Source organism: Gordonia sp. DT219, from assembly GCF_049847065.1.
Classification (GTDB): domain Bacteria; phylum Actinomycetota; class Actinomycetes; order Mycobacteriales; family Mycobacteriaceae; genus Gordonia.
The window spans coordinates 445,392-465,526 of the sequence record NZ_JBNCNR010000002.1; the positions used below are offsets into that span (position 1 = coordinate 445,392).

At 67.3% G+C, this 20,135-nt stretch carries 15 protein-coding genes; 10 read left to right on the forward strand and 5 right to left on the reverse strand.

Features of this window, described 5'->3' with window-relative positions:
• Positions 1-1,473, reverse strand: a complete 1,473-nt coding sequence (locus ACPXB3_RS05500; protein ID WP_425726920.1) for a class I adenylate-forming enzyme family protein — start codon at positions 1,471-1,473, stop codon at positions 1-3.
• Positions 1,474-1,766: 293 nt separating this feature from the next.
• On the opposite strand from ACPXB3_RS05500, the gene ACPXB3_RS05505 reads away from it, so the two are divergent.
• Positions 1,767-3,059, forward strand: a complete 1,293-nt coding sequence (locus ACPXB3_RS05505; RefSeq protein WP_425705401.1) for a PucR family transcriptional regulator — start codon at positions 1,767-1,769, stop codon at positions 3,057-3,059.
• On the opposite strand, the gene ACPXB3_RS05510 is transcribed toward ACPXB3_RS05505, so the two are convergent.
• From ACPXB3_RS05510 to ACPXB3_RS05520, 3 genes are all read right to left on the reverse strand, one after another.
• Positions 3,060-4,460 (reverse strand): NAD(P)/FAD-dependent oxidoreductase, encoded by a 1,401-nt coding sequence (locus ACPXB3_RS05510; protein ID WP_425705402.1) that lies wholly within the window; start codon positions 4,458-4,460, stop codon positions 3,060-3,062. It lies immediately after the preceding gene.
• A gap of 115 nt (positions 4,461-4,575) precedes the next feature.
• Positions 4,576-5,946 (reverse strand): amidohydrolase family protein, encoded by a 1,371-nt coding sequence (locus ACPXB3_RS05515; protein WP_425726846.1) that lies wholly within the window; start codon positions 5,944-5,946, stop codon positions 4,576-4,578.
• 229 nt (positions 5,947-6,175) lie between these two features.
• Entirely contained in the window at positions 6,176-7,180 is a 1,005-nt protein-coding gene (locus tag ACPXB3_RS05520; RefSeq protein WP_425705404.1) for a LacI family DNA-binding transcriptional regulator, read from the reverse strand.
• Positions 7,181-7,427: 247 nt separating this feature from the next.
• Between ACPXB3_RS05520 and ACPXB3_RS05525 the strand changes: the two genes are divergently transcribed.
• The 6 genes from ACPXB3_RS05525 (at position 7,428) to ACPXB3_RS05550 (ending at position 12,998) form a co-directional block, all read left to right on the forward strand.
• Positions 7,428-8,051: a hypothetical protein gene (locus ACPXB3_RS05525; protein ID WP_425726848.1), complete on the forward strand. Its 624-nt coding sequence runs from the start codon at positions 7,428-7,430 to the stop codon at positions 8,049-8,051.
• Between the two features lie 79 nt (positions 8,052-8,130).
• Entirely contained in the window at positions 8,131-9,228 is a 1,098-nt protein-coding gene (locus ACPXB3_RS05530) for an ABC transporter substrate-binding protein (protein ID WP_425726850.1), read from the forward strand.
• Between the two features lies 1 nt (position 9,229).
• Positions 9,230-10,069, forward strand: coding sequence for an ABC transporter ATP-binding protein (locus ACPXB3_RS05535; RefSeq protein WP_425726852.1), 840 nt, complete (start codon positions 9,230-9,232; stop codon positions 10,067-10,069).
• Positions 10,062-10,895: an ABC transporter permease gene (locus ACPXB3_RS05540; protein WP_425726854.1), complete on the forward strand. Its 834-nt coding sequence runs from the start codon at positions 10,062-10,064 to the stop codon at positions 10,893-10,895. Before ACPXB3_RS05535 ends, ACPXB3_RS05540 begins: the two co-directional genes overlap by 8 nt.
• Positions 10,892-11,695, forward strand: coding sequence for an ABC transporter permease (locus ACPXB3_RS05545; RefSeq protein ID WP_425705409.1), 804 nt, complete (start codon positions 10,892-10,894; stop codon positions 11,693-11,695). Before ACPXB3_RS05540 ends, ACPXB3_RS05545 begins: the two co-directional genes overlap by 4 nt.
• Positions 11,696-11,699: 4 nt before the next feature.
• Complete coding sequence (locus ACPXB3_RS05550; RefSeq protein ID WP_425726856.1) at positions 11,700-12,998, forward strand: amidase family protein; 1,299 nt, start codon at positions 11,700-11,702, stop codon at positions 12,996-12,998.
• A gap of 35 nt (positions 12,999-13,033) precedes the next feature.
• On the opposite strand, the gene ACPXB3_RS05555 is transcribed toward ACPXB3_RS05550, so the two are convergent.
• Positions 13,034-14,614 carry an FMN-binding glutamate synthase family protein gene (locus ACPXB3_RS05555; RefSeq protein WP_425726858.1) on the reverse strand — a complete coding sequence of 527 codons (1,581 nt, stop codon included), beginning with the start codon at positions 14,612-14,614 and terminating at the stop codon, positions 13,034-13,036.
• 309 nt (positions 14,615-14,923) lie between these two features.
• Between ACPXB3_RS05555 and ACPXB3_RS05560 the strand changes: the two genes are divergently transcribed.
• The 3 genes from ACPXB3_RS05560 to ACPXB3_RS05570 all read left to right on the forward strand — a co-directional run bounded on the left by ACPXB3_RS05560 (position 14,924) and on the right by ACPXB3_RS05570 (position 20,107).
• Positions 14,924-15,532, forward strand: a complete 609-nt coding sequence (locus ACPXB3_RS05560; protein ID WP_425726860.1) for a hypothetical protein — start codon at positions 14,924-14,926, stop codon at positions 15,530-15,532.
• A 163-nt stretch (positions 15,533-15,695) separates the two neighbouring features.
• Positions 15,696-18,365: an ABC transporter ATP-binding protein/permease gene (locus ACPXB3_RS05565; protein WP_425726862.1), complete on the forward strand. Its 2,670-nt coding sequence runs from the start codon at positions 15,696-15,698 to the stop codon at positions 18,363-18,365.
• On the forward strand, positions 18,362-20,107 hold the full coding sequence (locus tag ACPXB3_RS05570; RefSeq protein WP_425726864.1) for an ABC transporter ATP-binding protein: 1,746 nt from the start codon (positions 18,362-18,364) through the stop codon (positions 20,105-20,107). The genes ACPXB3_RS05565 and ACPXB3_RS05570 overlap by 4 nt, the downstream gene beginning before the upstream one ends.
• The last annotated feature ends 28 nt before the right edge of the window (positions 20,108-20,135 follow it).

The window sequence follows — 20,135 nt, forward strand, 5'->3', positions numbered from 1 at the left end:
TCAGGCTCCGATGGCAGTGGTGGTTGCGGTTCGGGTGCGCAGCGCCGGCTTGTCGGGTTTGCCGACCGGATTCTTCGGCAGCGCACCGACGATCGTGATCTCGACCGGCACCTTGACCTTCGTCAGGTGCTCGGTGCACAGATCGTGCAAGGCCGCCGCGGTCGTCGTCCGCTCCGGGTGAACGGCGACGAACGCCACCGGCACCTCGCCGTATACGGGATCGGGCCGGCCGATGACGGCGACCTCGATGACGGCCGGGTCATGGGCGATGACGGTCTCGATCTCCTTGGGGTACAGGTTCTCTCCGCCCCGGATGATCATGTCCTTGATGCGGTCGACCAACTGCAGGTATCCGTCCTCGTCGAGGATTCCGATATCACCGGTGTGCAGCCAGCCGTCGGTCAGCGTGTCGGCCGTCGCCTCGGGCCGGTTGAGATAGCCGCGCATCACATTGGCACCCCGGATCACGACCTCGCCGCGTTCCCCGGCAGGCAGCAGAGAGCCGTCGGCGTCCATGACGCCGACGGTCTGTCCCGGCAGCGCGACACCGACGGTGCCCGGCTTGCGCGGCCCGTCGATCGGGTTGGCGCTTGCCGCACAGGTGCATTCGGTGAGGCCGTAGCCCTCGATGAGCGGGAAGCCGTACCGGTCCTCGACGCCACGGAGCAGTTCCTCGGACGCGGGTGCCGCACCACAGATCGCGAAGCGGACCGACGACGTGTCGAAGTCGAGCGCCGACGGCAACGCCAGCAGGTGCGTATAGATGGTGGGGACCGCGGAGAAGTACGTCGGCCGCAGCTCCTCCACCGCCCGCATGAACTCGAGCGGGTGGAAACGGCCGAGGATCGAGAGTCGACCGCCGCTGCGCATCGTCGCCAGAAAGCTGACACAGATGGCGTTCACGTGGAACAGCGGCAGCACGAGCAGGCAGTGGTCGGTCGCGCTCAGCTGCAGCGATTCGTCCATCATCGACGACATCGCGGCGACGTTGCCGTGGGTGAGCATGACACCCTTGGGTTTCCCCGTCGAGCCACTGGTGTAGATCAGCAGCGCGAGGGCGCCCTCGTCGGTGATCGGGGCGGGCAGCGGCCGCTGCGCGACGGTCCGGAGGTCCTCGACCAGCAGGCGGGTGCGGCCGGCGGTCGGAGCCTCCGGGTCTGCGACGACCACGAGGTCGGCACCGGAGTCGCCGATCTGGTACGCGGCCTCGGTCGCGGTGAACACCGGGTTGATCGGTGTCGCGACGGCGCCGAGGCGCCATGCCGCGACGATCGAGGTGAGCAGCTCGATCCGGTTGGGCAGCATCACCGCCACGACGCTGCCGCGCCGGATGCCGAGGTCGGTGAACTGCTCGGCCGCGGCGTCGACGCGCGCGGCGAACCCGTCGTAGGTGAGCTCCTCGCGGTCGTCGCGCACACAGATCCGAGGACCCCATTCGGCGGGGCGCGTCCAGGGAAGGTAGCCGGTCGGCATGGTGGTGGTCATCCTCGGAGAGCAGTGGCGGGGGTCGCGGTGGGCCTGACAATGTGCGGCATGACGTTCCTTCTGATATATGTGCTCTGGGTCACTGACCACGCTAGGAACCGACGTGCCCGAAGGCACTGTGCTGGGCGCACGAAAATGACGTCGGACGTTGTTCACCCGCTGACACATCACCTCGCTGGCCAATCACGCGGTGTCGGTGCGGGAGCGCCCGGCCCGGTGCGATGATCGACTCCGGTTGCCCACGGCCTCGGGCACGTCGATCACCTCAGGAGGCGCTCGTCATGACGCAGTTCGACGACATACCGCGCGATGTCGCCGAGAGCGCGGCGCGGCGTGTCAGCGAGGTGGCGAGAAGCCTGGGGGCGCACATCACCGAGACCGCGACGGCGCTGCACCTCGAGCTCGTGGAGGCGATTCCCGAGTTGCGCGGCGATCCGATGGTGCTCGAGCTTCTGCGGGCCAGCGCCGAGAGCAACATCGAGACCTTCGTCCACCTCGCACAGCATTCGCTGCCGATCGGTGACGTCGCGGCGCCCGCGGCGGCCACAGCCTATGCCCAGCGTCTCGCGCAGCGCGGCACGTCATCGGTGGCGCTGATCCGCGCCTATCGGGTCGGCCAGCGCCGCATCCTCGATCATGCGTTCCGCGAGATCTCGCGTGCCGAGCGTGATCCCGAGGTCGCCTACGCCGCAATGAGATTGATGCACGAACTCGGTTTCCGGTATGTCGACCGGGTCTCGGAGTTGGTCGTCGTGGCCTACGAGTCCGAGCGTGAACGGTGGCTGGCCAATCGGAACACCCTGCGCGCCAACACCCTTGCCTCGCTGCTGGCCGGTACCGACCTGGAGGTGTCGACGGCGGAGAACGCGCTGGGGTATCGACTGCGCCGGCATCATCTCGGCGTGGTGCTGTGGGCGGCGACCACGAGCGACACCACGACGACGTTACGGCGGCTGGAATCGGTGGCGGGTGCGATCGGCGACGCCGTCGGCAGCAACGGTCAACCGCTGTTCATCCCCCAGGACCGATCGCTGGGCTGGGCGTGGATCCCGCTCGGCGGCAACCAGACCCACGTCGACCTGGAAGCGGTGCGACGACGCGCGGCCGCCGAGTCGAGCGATGTCCGCATCGCACTCGGTACCGTCGGGGCGTCGATCACCGGGTTCCGCACCTCCCATCAGGAAGCGGTGAAGGCGCACTCGGTGGCCACCGTCGCCGCCGACCGGGCCGCGCAGGTCACGTCCTATGCCGAACCCGGTATCCGGACCGCCGCACTGCTGGCCGGGGACATCCCGGCCGCACGGGCGATGGTGTCGTCGGTGCTCGGTCCGCTCGCCGCCGATGACGAGCCGGCGCAGCGGTTACGCGAGACGCTCCTGGTCTTCCTCGATGAAGGGGGAAGCTATCAGGCGGTCGGGCGCCGACTCCGGCTGCACCGGAACACGGTCAAGTACCGGATCGATCGCGCCGCCGAACTCCGCGGACGCCCACTCGACGACGATCGGTTCAACGTCGAGCTCGCACTCCGTGCCTGCGAACAGCTCGGCCGTGCTGTGCTCGGTGATGCAGACTGATCACTTGTCGGACTTGTAGATATCGGTCTTCTGCGCCGCCGACATCCGCGCATCCTCGGGCTTGACGTCGTCGAGCTCGACGACGCGACTGGGCAGTACCGCATCCAGGAACCACTCGGTCGCGGCGCGGAGCTTGGCCGCCCCGCTCGGCAGGGCGTACAGGTGATAGGCGCGGGTCACCGCCTTGGCGGGCCGCCCGGACAGCGAGACGCCGAGCGGCTTGGCCACCGCCTCCGGACCGCCCAGATCGGCGACCAGACCGAGGTCCCGGTGACTGTACGGTTTCGCCTGGCCCACCCCGAAGCTCGCCGCGATGTTGCGTGCGGCCGCGACGCCCTGGCGTTGGGCGTTCTGCGCGGTCGGCGCGGCAACAGGACGCTCACCGTCGTCGCCGGCGGGTTTGGTGAGGTCCGGGACGGCCGCCGCGTCCCCGATCGCCCACACGTTCTCGAGTCCCGGAACACTCAGATCGTCGTTCACGACGAGGCGGCCCTTGGCGGTCGGCAGCCCGAGCGAGGCGATCAGCGGGCTCGGGGCGACACCCGCGCTCCACACCAGCGTGCGGGTGGGGATGACATCGTCGTCGGTCAGGGTCACCGACGTCGGGGTCGCCGACGCGACGCTGGTCTTCAGGCGCACTTCGACACCACGGTCCTTCAGCACCGTCAGCGCGTCCGCGCCGAGTCGCGGTCCCAGCTCGGGCAGCACGTTCGGCGCCATGTCGAGGAGCAGCCAGCGAATATCGCCGGGGCCGAAGCTGTCCCAGCGGTCGGCGACGTCGTGGATCCACTTCTGCATCTGCGCGACGAACTCGGTACCGGTGTACCCGGCGCCCACCGCCACCACGGTCAACCGTTCCTTGCGCTCCAGGTGACCCTCGGGGGTGTCGGGGATGGTGTCGGCCAGATCGAGTTGCGCCAGTAGGTGATTGCGCAGGAAGATCGCCTCTTCGAGAGTCTTCATCCCGCGGGCGTTCTCCGCGAGACCCGGGATCCCGAACTGGCGGGTGATCGATCCGGGGGCCAGCAGGAGACGGTCCCAGTCGCGGACGGTGTCCTGCCCGTCGCGGCCGAGGACGGTCACGGTGCGCGCGTCGAAGTCGACGCCGGTGACGTGGCCGAACTCGGGCCGGGTGCGGCGCAGGGTCTGGCGCAGCGGGACGGCGATGTCGCGCGGATCGAGCACGCCCGTCGCCACCTCCGGCAGCAGTGGGCTGTACAGCAGATAGTCGTTGGGCGCGACGAGCATCAGGTTCGCCTGTTCCGCCGGAAGCGACCGTTCGAGTCGTCGCAGCGCATAGAAACCCCCGAAGCCGCCGCCCACGACCACCACCTTGGGCAGGTCGGGATCGGCCCACCGGCCGGCGACCCGCTCATCACGCTCTCGCCCGAACAATCCCACAGCAGCCTCCTTGACTCGACGACCGACGTTCTCCGATACTCGCCGCGCATACCCTTTTCGTCTGCGGCCTAAACGAGTCTCGGTCGGCGCCAAGGCCCCAAGTCGGGGGCCCAAGTCAGACGTTCTGGAACGCTGCGACGAGATCCTTCTGACGCGCGACGCCGCGGGCGCGGGTCTCCGCCACATCGATGGTGGTGAGTTCACCGCCCTCGACGACCCGTCGACCGTCGACGAATACGGTGTCGACGTCACGTCCGGTCGCGCCGTCGACGAGGAATGCGAGCGGCGAGACGGCGACGCCGTCCGGGCCATCGGTGCGGAGCAGAACGATATCGGCCGCCAGGCCGGCCTCGAGTCGGCCGATCTTTTCCGACATGTTCAGTGCTCGCGCGCCACCACGGGTGGCCATCCGCAGCGGTTCGTCCGGTTCGAGCAGGAAGTGTTCGTGGACCGGAACACCGTAGATATGTTGCTGTCCGCGGCCGACCGCCTCGGTGATCCGGAACATGTCGAGGGTGCCCGGCGAGGTGGCCGCACCATCTGTGCCCAGGCCGATCGCCACTCCCGACCGCCAATACTCCAGTGCGCGAGGGACTCCGAACATGTAGTTGTTGGCGCAGTGGGCGACGCTCGCGCCGGACCGGGCATAGGCGGCCACATCCCACGGGCTGGCGAACACCGAATGCGCGCAGTGCAGGGTGGAGTCGAAGACCTCGAGTTCGGTGAGGAATTCGACGGGGCGCTTCCCGTAACGGACGACGGAGAAGGCGATCTCGTCGCTGCCCTCGAGCAGGTGGGTGTGGACCTTGACCCCGCGCGCCGTGGCCTCGCGGTGGATCGCGGTGATGAGTTCCGGACTGCAGTTCATGATCTGGCGCAACGCCATTGCCCCGGTGACGCGTCCGCCGGCAGGCCAGCGTTCGACGAGTCCGATGTTCTCCTCGATCGCCTGATCGGTGGTCAGCCGCATCGATTCGGGGATGTCGAACGAGTCGTCGACCGTCGAGCGGGTGATGATGCCCCGAATGCCGGTGTCGACCGCGGCGCGCGCGGCGGCGTCCGGGTGCGGGCCCCCAGCGTCGAAGAATGTCGTTGTCCCGGTGAGCAACAGCGAAGAGTAGGCGAGCCGGCCGGACAGTTCCATGTCGTCGTCGGTGAGGTTGGACTCGAACGGTATCAAGTACTTTCGCCACATGGGCTGCTCGAGATTGCCGTGATGGATGATCTCCGGGAAGAGCCCACGCATCATGGTCTGTGCCGTGTGCAGGTGGGCGTCGATGAGTCCGGGCATCGCGATCATCCCGGCGGCATCGACGGTCTCGATGGCCGAGAACTTTGCTGTGAGAGCGGCTGTCGGCCCGATCTCGACGATCGAACCGTTGTCGATGGCGATCGCACCGTCGTCGAACAGGGAACCCTCGTCATCGAAGGTGATGACGTCGGCGTGTGTGATCAAAGTGTCGATGCTCTGGGTTGGTGCGCTCACCGTTGGACTCCTCGAATTCTGCGCGGGGCAATGATGTGCTGTCGACCGGTAATCGGATACTGCACGAGACGCTGACTGCCCGAACCGAAGACGGTGGCATGGCTCAGCGGGAACAACCGTGACGAACGTCGACAGCGCACAACGCGGGTGCCGAGAATTGCGGCACTGCCCTCGACCCTAGCGAACATCCTAGGAAACTGTTGCGCAATTAACGCAAACGTTGCATTGCTCAGGAGACGTCGCTGCGCGCACGGCACGGGGCCACCGATGCGCCGTGACGTAGCGCGACCGGCACGACCACGGTCTCGGCGGGCCGGTCCGGCTCTGCCCAGCGGGCCATGACGAGCCGGACGGCGGCCGCCGCGATGGCCGCATGCGGCACCTGGATGCTGGTGAGTGGGGGAGTGAGCTTGTCGCACAAGGGGGAACCGTCGAAGCTGGCGATCGACAACTCGTCGGGCAGGCTCATGCCCTGCTGCCGGGCTGCGGTCATCAGTCCCGTCGCGATCACGTCGCTGCCCGCGAAAACCGCGGTGGGCGGCGTCGACGCCATGCGCAGGTGCGACAACACGGCCATGCCGAACTCCTCGGTGAAGTCCCCGAAGAACGTCAATTGATCGTCGGGATCGATGCCGGCCAGCGACAGCGCATCTGCCCAGCCGTGTCGCCGCTCGACGGTCGGCGTCAGATCCCCGTATCCGGCCACCATGGCGATGTTGCGATGTCCTTGCGCGGTCAACAGCGACACTGCCTGGAAGGCGCCGGAATGGTTGTCCACCACAACCGAATCGAGACCCGTCACCGCGTCGGTATCGACCAGGACGACGGGCACTCCGGCGTTCGAGATGTCACGCAACAGCTTGGCCGAGAGGTGGTAGCTCGTCGTGATGATTCCGCTGACCAGGCCGTCGGCAAGCGAACTCAGCAGTTGCGCATGGCGTTCCGGACTCTCGAGGGCGGTGGCGATCAGCGTCGAGGCGTCCCGGCTGAACGAGACCCGGGTGACCTCGTCGGCGATGTTGGCCCACGGAAACGTCGAAAGTGCCGGAAAGACAACACCGATCGGTGCACGGGCGCCGACCACGGCCGGCGCGAGACCGAGTTCGGCGACCGCGGTCTTGATCCGGGCTTCGGTCTCCGGTCGCAGGACGATCTGTCCGCGCAGGTATCGCGACACCGTCGACACCGACACCTGGGCATGATCTGCAATATCGCGTAGACGGGGGCGATCCACGGGACTCCCTTTCTCTGCACTGCACTCTTTCTCAGCACCGCGCGGTGACCTGCGCCGCGGGGCCGACTACTGGGCACACTGTAGCCCGTTGCGCGCCTCCGCGAGGTGGCAGAACCGACCGGGTTTGTTACGAGCGTGAAAAGTTGTGCGATATTTGCGCAACTCGACGTGCGAACCGCGCGGACACCACGCACGATGACTACCGACACGGACGCGGGGCCACCGCGGCGAGATAGGGAGTCAAGTGGTGAAGAAGGACGAGTACTACGACACATGGTCCGACGTGAAGTCGCGCAACGGGATTCCCGGCGACGAGTTGGTGTCGATGCTCCAGAAGTCGATCCGCCGCGGCATCGAATCCGACGCGCTCGACGCTGCGTACGAGATGTACCACACGAGTTTGCAATTCGAGGAGAAGCTGTGGCGACGGCTGATGGTGATCAGCGTCGAGGACATCGGATTCGGCGACGTGCAGGCGGCCCAACTGGTCCACACGTATGCGCAGATCCGGCTGCACTTCCCTTACGGCGACGGTGACCGGGCCATCTTCTTCGTCCAGGCGATCCGGTATCTGTGCCGGTGCACCAAGGAGCGCTCCAGTGACTGCATCAAGAGCATCCTGATGACGGAGTTCGCCGCCGGTCGCAAGCCGGTCGTGCCCGACTACGCCAAGGACAAGCACACCCGGTCCGGTCAGGCCGCGGGCATGAACATCATCGACTTCCTCGAAGACGGTTCCCGGGTGAGCCCGCAACTCGAGCCGGATGTGTACGGCTATGAGGAAGCACGGCAGAAGCTGCTCGAGTACGCCGAGAATCCTCCGGAGACACAGGCCGAGCGTCCGTTCGTGCATTTCCCCTGGCAGGTCTGACCGGCCAACCCGTCTTTCTGCCCCCCAACCCATTTCGGCCCCACCCACCCATCCACTCCCCGTTTGTTGGAGATCACCTATGACCGAACCGAACTCACCATGGACCATCAGTCGCCGTGGACTGTTTCGCCTCGGCGGCGCGGCCGCCGTGTCGATCGGCGGCGCATCGCTTCTCGCGGCGTGCGGCAGCGGCGGCGACAGCAGCGCCGGCGCCGGCGACACCAAGGCACTGAATTTCCAGCTGTCCTGGATCAAAGACGTCGAATTCGCCGGCAGCTACTTCGCCGTGGAGAAGGGTTACTACCGGGAGGCCGGCCTGACCGGAATGACGGCGGCAAACCTCCTCGCCAACCCGGGCTCGACCACCCCGGAGGAAGTACTCCTGTCGGGCAAGGCGCAGATCGGTCTGTCGTCGATCGCGTCCACCGCGCCCGCGATCGCCAAGGGAGCTCCGCTGGTCGTCCTGGGTGCGGTCCTGCAGAAGAATCCCTACTGCGTGCTGTCGTTGAAGGAGAAGACCCCGGTCAACACCGTCGCGGAACTGAAGGGCAAGCGGGTCGGAGTGCAGAACGGCGACATGCCGACGTGGAAGGGATTCCTCAAGGCGAACGGGATCGCCGAGTCCGACGTCGAGACGGTGAGCACCCAGTTCTCGCCAGAGCCGTTGGAGCAGGGCAAGTTCGACGCTCTCATCTGCTACAAGCCGAACCAGCCGGTCCTCGTCCGGCACGCCGGCTTCACGCCCGTGACCATCGGTCTGGCCGATCACGGCCTGCCGTTCGTCAACCTGGCCTACATCGTCACCAAGGACACCCTGGCCACCAAGCGCGACATGATCAAGTCGTTCCTCACCGCCGAGGTCCGCGGCTGGATCGACGCGGTCCGTGATCCGGTGCAGGCCGCGAAGTATGCGGTCGACACCTTCGGCAAGGATCAGAAGCTGGACCTGTCGGTGATGACCGACGAGGCACACATCTACAACTCGCTGATCGTCACCGAGGAGACCAACAAGAACGGACTCCTGGGGCTCTCGGACGCGTTGATGGCCTCGAACATCAACTCGCTGGGATTGATGGGGACTTCGGGGCTGACCACGCAGAAGGTCTTCGACATGAGCATCATTCGCGAGATCTTCGCCGAGAAGCCCGAACTCATCGTCCAACTGCCGGTGACCTGAGATGACAGCGCAACAGACCACGTCGTCGTCACTGGCGACCCTGGACCCCACCACGTCGCCGCAGCTCGCCACCGGCATCCACCTCCGCGACCTGACCAAGAGGTTCGGTGGCGGCCGCAAGGCCGTCGATGCACTCGCGCCCATCGATCTCGGCACCAAGAAGGACAGTTTCCTGTCGCTGCTCGGTCCATCGGGATGTGGCAAGTCCACCATCTTCCGGATCCTTGCCGGGCTCGAGGCCCCCACCTCGGGCACGGTGATCATCAACGGTCAGAGTCCGGCGGAGGTGCGCGGCAGCCATCAGCTCGGGGTGGCGTTCCAGGATTCGGCGCTGATGCCCTGGCGGTCGGTGGTCAGCAACATCAGGCTGCCGCTGCAGGTCGCGGGCATCACTCCGGAGCCCGGGCTGATCGACGGCCTGATCGATCTGGTGGGGTTGGGTGGATTCGAGGCCGCCAAGCCCGCGCACCTGTCCGGCGGTATGCGCCAGCGCGTGTCGATCGCGCGGTGCCTGGCCCTGCAGCCCTCGGTGATGCTGCTCGACGAACCCTTCGGGGCGCTCGACGACATGACGCGGCAACGGATGAACGTCGAACTGCAGCGCATCGTCGGTGAGCGGCCGGCGACCACGCTGATGGTGACGCACGGTATCGCCGAGGCGGCATTCCTGTCGGATGTGGTGGCGGTGATGACGCCCCGGCCGGGGGCGATCGCAGTCCTCGTCGAAATCGACCTACCGCGGCCGCGGACCCCGGAGATCATGCGCACCAGCGAATTCCACGACTACTGCGATCAGCTCTCCGCACTGCTCTTCGACGGGCATGGAGGCGGCCATGGCTGATGCAACCGTCACTGTCGGCGCCCGAAGTCGCGTGAGCTTCGCACGGCCTCGCCTGAACATGTCGTCGAGTTGGCTGGGTGGGCTGTTGGGTGTGGTGGCCATCCTGGTGATCTGGACCCTTGTATCCGCAGTGTTCTTCGCCAAGTCGCAGTCCATTCCCTATCCGTGGCGAGTGGTCACGACGCTCCTCGACGACTTCTCGTCGAGTGCGTACTGGACGTCGGTGTTCGACACGGTCGGATCGGCGGCCCAGGGATTCCTGTGGGGCAATCTGATTGCTTTCGCAATGGCGATCGTTGCATTGCTGCTTCCACTGCTGGAGGGCTTGATCACGCAATTGGCCGTGGTGACGGCGTGTATTCCGTTGACCGCGCTGGGCCCGGTCATCACCATCATCTCCGCTCCCGGGAGCCGGGCACCGTCGATCATCCTCGCCGCGATGACGGTGATACTGACCTCGGTGATCGGCATCATCGTCGGGCTGCGTGCCGCGTCGCCGGTACAGCTGGAAGTGGTCACCGCAGCAGGTGGCAGCCGACTGGATCAACTGCGACGGGTGCGGCTGATCGCTGCGATCCCGGCCATCGTCGCGGCGTGCAAGATCGCGGTGCCCGCATCCTTTCTGGGCGCGGTCCTCGGTGAGTACTACCTGCTCGGGGTCGATTCCGGCCTGGGTATCCAGATCCTGTCGGCGCAGAGCAACAACAATCCGCTCGACCTGTGGGCGCTGGCGATCACCTGCGGAGCTGTTGCGGGACTGGGCTATTGGATCATTTCTCTGATCGGGCGGCTCGCGAGCCCGTGGTCTGAGGGGAGCCGATCGTGACATACGGTGCGCTTCGGCGGCTCGGCATCACCATCGTCGAGACCGTCGTGTCCTTGGCGATCGTCGCCGGTATCTGGGTTGCCGTCCTCAACACCAAGGACGTGAGCTCCTACATCGCCAAGACGCCGACCGACGTCTGGAATTATCTCTTCAGCGGCGCCCAGGCCGGTGCCCACCGCTCGGATATCGGTGGTCTGCTGGCCGTGACGATGGGAAATGCGGGACTCGGACTCCTGTCCGGCGTCGTCGGGGCGGTACTGGTGGCCATGGCGTTCGCCTTGGCCAAACCGGTCGAGTACATGTTCATGCCGCTGGCGATGCTACTGCGGACTGTGCCGTTGTTGGCGATGGCGCCGGTGATCTACATCGTGTTCGGCAACGGCAAGGTCACCGCGGCCCTGGTCGGTGCGGTCGTCGTCTTCTTCCCCATCCTGGTGAACATGGCACTCGGCTTCCGCTCCGTCTCGTCCCAACTGATCGATCTGATCGTCGTGAACGGCGGCAACCGGTGGACGGTGGTCACCCGTGCCGCACTGCCGGCAGCGCTCCCGTACTTCTTTGCGGCGCTTCGGATTGCGGTACCGGGCGCGATCATGGCCGCCATGCTGTACGAATGGCTGTTCACCTACACCGGGCTGGGCGCCGGCATCGTGTCGGCGAAGACGGACTCGGATTACCCGAAGATGTGGACGATCACCGTCGTCGCCACCATCTCCTCGGTACTCGCGTACACGATCACGACCGCCGTCGAGTCGCTCGTGCTCGAGCGCTTCATTCCCGACTCCGGACGACGCAAGTAGCCGGATGTCATCGCAACTCTCGGCGACCGAGCGAGTAGAACGCTCGCTGGCGGCCCTTGCGGACACCGGTCCGGCCGTGAACTCGGTCGTTCGTCTCGATGTCGACGGCGCCCGCCGAGCCGCCCGCGATATCGACGCCGCGCGAGACGCCGGACGACCGGTCGGGCCACTGGCCGGTATCCCGATCAGCATCAAGGATTCCTTCGACGTCCGCGGAATGGTGAGCAGTCACGGCATCGTGGCGCAGTCGCACGTCGCCGACGACGACGCGCCCGCCGTCGCCGCGCTTCGTGCGGCCGGGTGCGTGATCGTCGGCAAGACCAACGTGCCGCGGCTGCTCAATGACTACCAGGCATGTTCGGAAGAGTTCGGACATACCCGAAATCCGCTGGATAGCAGTCGAACCGGCGGCGGGTCCTCGGGCGGTGCGGCGGCCGTGGCCGCCGGCCAGGTCGCCTTCGATCTCGGCAGCGACATGGCCGGCTCCGTCCGAGTGCCCGCCATGTTCTGTGGAGTGAGCGCATGGCGGCCCACTCATGGCCTCATCTCGAAGGCCAGGCATCTGCCGTGGCCCACCGACATCGTGGTGTCACCGCCGTCGTCGACGGTGGGGGTGATCGCACCGCGGGTCGCCGACCTTCGGCTGCCGGCCGAGGTGCTGCTGGCGACGAACGAGATACTGCGGGGCCATGTGCCACGGCCGGCAGTGCGACGACCGTGGAAACGGATCGGCATCTGGATGCCGGAGTGGCCACGCACCGGGAGATCGGTGCTCACCGCCATCGACTTGTGGCTGGATGTGTTGCGGCGCAGCGGCATCGAGGTAGTCCCGGTCGTCCCGCGCCACGGCTCACATGATGCCCTGGCCACCTACCACGGGTTGATGGCGGCAGAACGCGCCCACGGTGGCGTCGACGGCGAGGCCGACGCGCGCCCGTTGCTGGCGCTGCTGGAGGCCCAGGCACGCGCCCGATTCGAGTGGAGCCGACTCCTGGACGACGTCGATGTCGTCGTGGCGCCGGTGGCTCCCGTGGTGGCGCCACCGGTATCGGATGTGCCGATCGATGACCGCGAGATCGACATCGACGGACAGCGATACCCGGCAACCGAGATGCTGACATGGTGCACGGTCACCTCGCTGTGTCAGGCGCCGAGCGTCACGGTGGCGGTCGGCGCCGAGGACACCACGGGCCTGCCGATCGGGGTGCAAATCATCGGCCGGCGAGGCGCCGACCGGGAACTCCTTGCCGGGGCCGCCGAGTGGGAGCTCCACGGGTTGGTGGGCGACGACCGAACGAGGTGACGCGTCATGGACCGGCCGCGAGCACCACGCCCGGCCTACGGCCGAAACGAGTCCGCGTCGGCGCGCTCCCAGTCCGCGCGCCACGAAGCCGGGGGATCGGATAGCAGAATTCCGTTGTCGAGCCACTCGAAGATCTCCGCGTAGGAACTCTGCTCGGTGGCCGACAGCCGTTTACGCAACATGTGCGGGTTCAGTTGCGAGTGGTCGTCGACGCCCATGGAGGCCATGATCCGCATCGCCTGTGACACGGTCGCCTCCTGGAACCGATACACCCGCTCGCTCTTGTCGCCGACGTCGAGTGCGCGGGCCCGCCGCGGGTCCTGGGTCGCGACGCCGACCGGGCAGTGGTTGGTGTGGCAGCGCTGCGATTGGATGCAGCCCACCGCCATCATCATTGCGCGGGCGGCGTTGGTGTAGTCGGCACCCTGGATCAGCCGCTTGACGATGTCGTTGCCGGAGGCCACTTTTCCGCTGGCGCCGATCGTGATCCGGTCGCGTAGCCCGGTACCGACGAGGGCGTTGTGCACCGTCATCAGCCCGTCGGTCAGTGGCAGCCCGACGTGGTCCTCGTATTCCAGTGGGGCAGCGGCTGTTCCGCCTTCGGCGCCGTCGACGACGATGAAGTCCGGGGTGAGCTGCTCGGCGAGCATGGCCTTGCAGATCGCGAGGACGTCGGTGCGGGACCCGACGCAGAGTTTGAACCCGACGGGCTTGCCGCCGGACAACTCCCGCAGTCGCGCGACGAACCGGATCAGCTCGCGCGGCGTCGAGAACGCCGAATGCGCTGCCGGACTCACGCACTTCTCGCCCTGCGGCACACCCCGGTACCGGGCGATCTCGGCGCTGACCTTGGCGGCGGGCAGCACCCCGCCGACGCCCGGTTTGGCGCCCTGACTCAATTTGATGTTGATGGCCTTGACCCGGTCGTCGGCGGTCTTCTCGGCGAACTGGTCGGGATCGAAATGCCCGTCGTCGGTGCGTGTTCCGAAGTATCCGGACCCGATCTCCCAGACCACGTCGGCGCCGCCGAGATGATACGGCGTCAGCCCGCCCTCGCCGGTCTCGTGGGCGAAGCCACCCTTCTTTGCGCCGTTGTTCAAGGCGCGCAACGCATTGCCCGACAGTGCGCCGAAACTCATCGACGACACGTTCAGCAGCGCCATGTCATACGGCTGTGTGCAATCGGGGCCGCCGATGCGTACCCGGAACGGCTCGGGCGGATTCTCGACCGGTGCCGTCGAATGGACGAGGTATTCATAGCCGGCGCGATCGATGTCGCGTTCGGTGCCGTAGGAGAGTTCGGCGGCCGTGCCCTTGGCGCGCTCGTAGATCAGCGAGCGGGTGTCCCGATCGAACGGCCGGCCGTCGAAGTTGCGCTCGATGAAGTACTGCTGGATCTCCGGCCGTACGTCCTCGAGCAAGAACCGCATGTGCCCGAGCAGTGGGTAGTTCCGCAGAATCGAATGACGACGCTGGATGAGGTCGTAGACGGCCACGGCGGCCGGCGGAACCAGGAGCACCGCGGCGATGATCCATCCCCACGGCCCGATCACCGCAGCGACGATCGCGGCTACCGCGACAAGGACGAGTACGGCAACCGCGGCAAAGCGGACCATCTGACGCCTCACTTTCCTGGCACAGCGTTGCAGCCCAACCGGTTTCGGGCTGACAGGCAGGTCTGTGCCGAGTGTACCCACCGGGCCACCGCCGGCCGGCCGCATCCGCGATACCCTGTCACCGGCAGCCGACCGAAACCCGAACGGGGAGCGACGGTTTGCGGCGCCACATGCGGCGCACGCGTAGTCGACTACTCGCTTTCGGGATCACGGGTGCCCCGTCGTTCCGGCAGATGAACAAGTGGTGCGCTGCGGCCTGTCACCCTCCTACCGTCGTGGGGACATGTTCACCCCGACCCAAGAGACATCATGACCCATCCCGATCCCAGTGCCCAGCGCCCCGCCTTCACCAGTCATCCGGCTCAACCCGCCCAGCCCCTCCATCCGCCGGATTCGGACGGGCCTGCTGACCGTGCCCCGTTCCTGTCCGCGCCCGGATACCTGCAAAGCCGCGGCCTCGCGATACCTCGTCCCGCCGAGCCGGTTTCGCGCGCGGCGCGCATCATCGCCGGTGTACTCGCAGGCGCCGGCCTGCTCGCCGTCGTCGTCGCCTTCCTGCCCTGGACCGGCGGCGCGGTGAGGGTCACCGGCGTCGGCTACTCCGATGTCGGCGCCTCCGACGGCGTCATGACCGCACTGTTCGGCGTGTCCGCATTCGCCAGGGGTGTGGCCGATGCGTTTCTCGTCAATCGGTTGGTGCCGCACCCGGTCGGTGTACGGGCGGTACAGCGGCGGCTCAACCGATTCGTCGCTCCGTTGGCGGGCGCCTGCATCGTGGTGTTCGCGATCGGCGACATTTCCCGCGTCGGCGACCTCTCGGCGCAGGGCGTCCACGTCGGCATCGGACTCTGGCTCACCTTGCTCGCCGGGGTCGTGGTGCTGCTGGCCGGCATCGCCTCGCTCATCAAGCGACGCTGACAGCGCTCGCCAGCCCGCCGACAGCGTGCGAGTGCGCCATCGCGTGCGCACTGTCGTCACCGACCAACGTTTGTTAGCCTGCCCTAAGCTGTGCGACGATCCGAGCCGCGTTCGGATCGGCCGCACAGATGATGTGACGGCAACTAGTGATGGGGGTTGGCGGATGTCCCGTGGATTCGGGGGAGCGGTCATGCGCGCGTTCGGCGCGCGTGATCACCTGGCGACGGTCACCGGCGTCGAGCAACGCACCTCACACGTCGTACGCATCAGATTCCGATCCGACACACTCTTCGAGGAGGCGCTGACCGGCCCGACCTCGTGGATTCGGGGCTGGTTCCCGGACGGCGAGGGACGCGAGCACCAGCGCGGCTACACCTTCGCCGAGGCCGACGCCGACGCCGGGACGTTCGCCCTCGACTTCGTCCTGCACGATCCGTCCGGCCCAGCGTCGCAGTGGGCCCGGCAAGCCGACGCCGGGCAGACCATCGCAGTGATGTACATGAGTTCGGTGCCGTTCGAGGTGCCCGCGGAGAATCCGCCCGCGGGATACCTGGTGATCGGGGATTCGGCCTCGATCCCGGCGATCAACTCGATCGTCGCCACGGTGCCGCACCACATCCCGATCGAGATCTACCTGGAAGAACACGATCCCGCGGACCGGGACATTCCGCTGAACAGCCATCCGCGGCAACGGCTGCACTGGGTGCGGCGCACCGACGCAAGCGCACTGGCCGCCGCGCTCGAGGATCGTGACTGGTCCGACTGGTACGCGTGGGCCGGGCCGGAATCCAATTCGCTCAAGGAGATTCGCAAACGTCTCAAGACGTTCGGATTCCCCCGGTCGGAAACCCATGTGCAGGCCTACTGGGCGCAGGGCAAGGCCATGGGCAAGGAGCGCGACCCCGATGCCGAGGGCGCGGACGGCGCGGCACCCGTCGAGACCGTCGAAGCAGCGGTGGAGACCATCTCGCCGGCACCCGCCGAGTCGTCGCCGGCCGCGACCGACGACCCGAGCGCCGCACCACGCGGCCAATGGCGCGCCAACGCCGCGGGCCGGCTCCTCGCCCCGTTGAAGCCGATCCTGACCGTCGCGGGAGTCCTGCAGGCGGTCGTCACCCTGCTGCAGCTCGCACCGTACGTGCTGCTCGTAGAACTGTCCCGCCGCCTGCTGGGCGACGCCGATTCCGGTCAACTCTGGTTCGTCGGAATCCTTGCCGTCATCCTGCTCGGGGCCGGGGCGCTGCTCGAATCGCTCCTGCTGCTGTGGTTGCACAGCGTCGACGCGCGGTTCTCCCGAGACCTGCGTATCCGATTGCTGCACAAACTAGCCCGACTTCCGCTGAGCTGGTTCGGCGCCCGCAACTCCGGCAGCATCAAGTCCCTCGTCCAGGACTCGACGCTGTCCTTGCACTATCTGGTCACCCATGCCGTACTCGACGCCGTCGCGGCGGTCGTCGCCCCGATCGCGGTGCTGATCTATCTGTTCATCGTCAACTGGGCCGTCGCCCTGTTCCTGCTCGTACCCGTCATCGGCTATGTGCTGGCCATGTACCGGATGGTCATCGCGTCCGGCGCCAAGATCCCGGTGTCGCTGACCTGGGCCGAACGAATGAACGGCGAGGCGGCAGCGTATCTCGAGGCACAGCCGGTGATCCGCGTGTTCGGTGGTTCGATGGACTCCCGCTTCCGGGCCCGGCTCGACGAATACATCGACTTCCTCGAGGAGTGGCAGCGCCCGTTCGTGCGGACCAAGACCGTGATGGACCTCGTCACCCGCCCGACCACCTTCTTGTGGCTGATCGCGGCGGTGGGTACCTGCTTAGTCGTCGGGGGAGTGGTCGCGCCGACCGATCTCATCCCGTTCCTCCTGTTGGGCACCACCTTCGGGGCGCGATTGATGGGCATCAGCTACGGGGTCAGCGGACTCAAGGCCGGGATGTTGGCCGCACGGGACATCCAGAACACCTTGGACGAGCAGGAACTCGGCGCCGCGCCCGCGCCGGCGGCACCGACCGCCGCCACCGGAGAGGTCGTCTTCGACGCCGTGACCTTCGGTTACCGTCCGGGCGGGCCGGTGGTGCAGGACGTCTCGCTGCGGTTGGCGCCCGGTTCCGTCACCGCGCTGGTCGGGCCCTCCGGCTCCGGCAAGTCGACGTTGGCGGCGCTGCTGGCGCGCTTCCACGACGTCGACGCCGGCGCCATCCGCATCGACGGGCGGGACATCCGGACGATGGAGTCCGACGAGCTGTACCGTCACCTCGGATTCGTCCTGCAGGACACGCAATTGGTCACCGGCACCGTCGCCGACAACATCGCTCTCGCCGTCCCCGACGCGCCCCGCGAGCGGATCGAGCAGGCCGCGCGTGCCGCCAACATCGACGAACGCATTCGTGCGATGCCCAGCGGCTACGACACACTCCTCGGACCCGACGCCGCCCTCTCCGGTGGTGAGCGACAACGGTTGACGATCGCCCGCGCCCTCCTCGCCGACGCCCCGATCCTGATCCTCGACGAGGCCACCGCCTTCGCCGATCCGGAAGCGGAATTCCTTGTGCAGCAATCGCTGAGTCGCCTGGCGGCCGAACGTACCGTCCTCGTGATCGCGCACCGCCTGCACACGATCGCCGACGCCGATACGATCGTCGTCCTCGACGGCGGCCGGATCGCCGAATCCGGCACGCACGCCGAACTTCTCGAAGCCGGCGGCCGCTACCGCAGCTTGTGGGACGCGACGGAGACTGCCGATTCGCCGGATGCAGTGGACCTGAACGGCCCAGACCTGAACGGGGCAGACCTGAGCGGCGCCGACCTCAACGAAGGAGCTCGGCGATGATCACCACCCTGATCTCTCTGCTGCCGCCGCAGGCACGTCCGCATCTGCGTCAGTTCGTCGTCTTCACCGTCCTCTCGGTGATCGCGCGCGCCGTCGGGGTCGTACTGCTGGTGCCGTTGGTATCGGCACTACTCGACGGCCGGCACGGCGACGCACTGGCGTGGCTGGGTGGTCTGACGCTGGCGACCGTGTTCGGCTGGGCCGCCGACTGGGCCGGATCGCGTGTCTCATACGACCTCGGCTTCACCCTGCTCAACACTGGGCAACATGCTGTGGCCGAGCGTCTTTCGCGCGTCCGATTGCCGTGGTTCGGTGCGCAGAACACCGCGACCGCGCGGCAGGCGATCGCCGCCACCGGACCGGACCTGGTCGGCGTCGTCATCTATCTGGTGGTGCCGCTGGTCGGCGCGGTCCTGTTGCCGACGGTCATCGCGCTCGCCTTGTTCGCCATCTCCTGGCCACTCGCACTCGTCGCTCTCGCCGGGGTACCGCTGCTGCTCGGAGCGTTGTGGGGAACCGGCGCGATCAGTCGTCGTGCAGATCAGGCCGCCGACGAGGCGAACGCCGAACTCGGCGAGCGCGTCGTCGAATTCGCGCGCACCCAGCAGGCGCTACGGGTCGCCCGGCGTGCCGAACCCGCCCGCAGCCTGGCCGGCGACGCCGTGGCCCGACAGCACGGCACCATCGTCAAGCTGCTGCTGTTGCAGGTCCCCGGACAGCTGCTGTTCACGATCGCCGCACAACTCTCGCTCTTCGCCCTGGCGGCCACCGTCGCCTGGCTGACCGTCCGCGGCGACGTCTCGACCGCGCAGGCCGTCGCACTCATCGTGGTCGCCGTGCGGTATCTCGAACCGTTCGCCGCCCTCGGCGAACTCGCGGGCGGCCTCGAATCGGTACGCCTGACGTTGCGGCGCATCCGCGCCGTCCTCGATGCGCCGGTTCTCGCCGAGGGGACGCGCACACAGCGGGCGCCGACGACCGCGCCGCGGATCACCTTCGAGGGAGTCGGTTTCCAATACGGCGATCCGAGCGAACCGGTCCTCGAGGGTCTCGACCTGGTGATCGAGCCGGGCTCCGCCACCGCCATCGTCGGCCCGTCCGGCTCGGGCAAGTCCACGATCCTGCGCCTCATCGCCGGTCTGCATCAGCCGACGTCGGGCCGCATCCTGTTCGACGACGTCGATGTCGCCGAACTCGACCACGCCTCGCGGCGCGCTCTCATCAGCATGGTGTTCCAGGAGCCGTACCTGATGGAGGGTTCCATCGCCGACAACGTCGCCGCCGGCGACCCGACCGCCGACACCGGCCGGCTGCAGCGGGCCACCGCCCTCGCACGTGTCGACGAGATCACCGATCGGCTCCACGCCGGTACGGATTCCGGTGTGGGTGAAGGGGGTTCGGTCCTCTCCGGTGGCGAACGCCAGCGCGTCAGCATCGCTCGCGCGCTGATCAAGCCGGCCCCGGTCCTGCTCATCGACGAGGCCACCAGCGCTCTCGACAATGAGAACGAGCGGGCGGTCGTCGATGCCCTGTCGGCCGACGACCGTCCGCGCACCCGTCTCATCGTCGCCCATCGCCAAGCCGGCATCCGGCGCGCCGATCGCGTCATCGTGCTCGATCGTGGCTCCGTCGTCGAGGACGGCCGACCCGACGAATTGCTCGCCGCCGGTGGTCGTTTCGCGCAGTTCTGGGAACACCAGAGCGCCGCGACCCGCTGGAAGCTCACCGACAGCGCCCGCTAGCACCGATGCCGGCAGGTGAAAGCCCCAT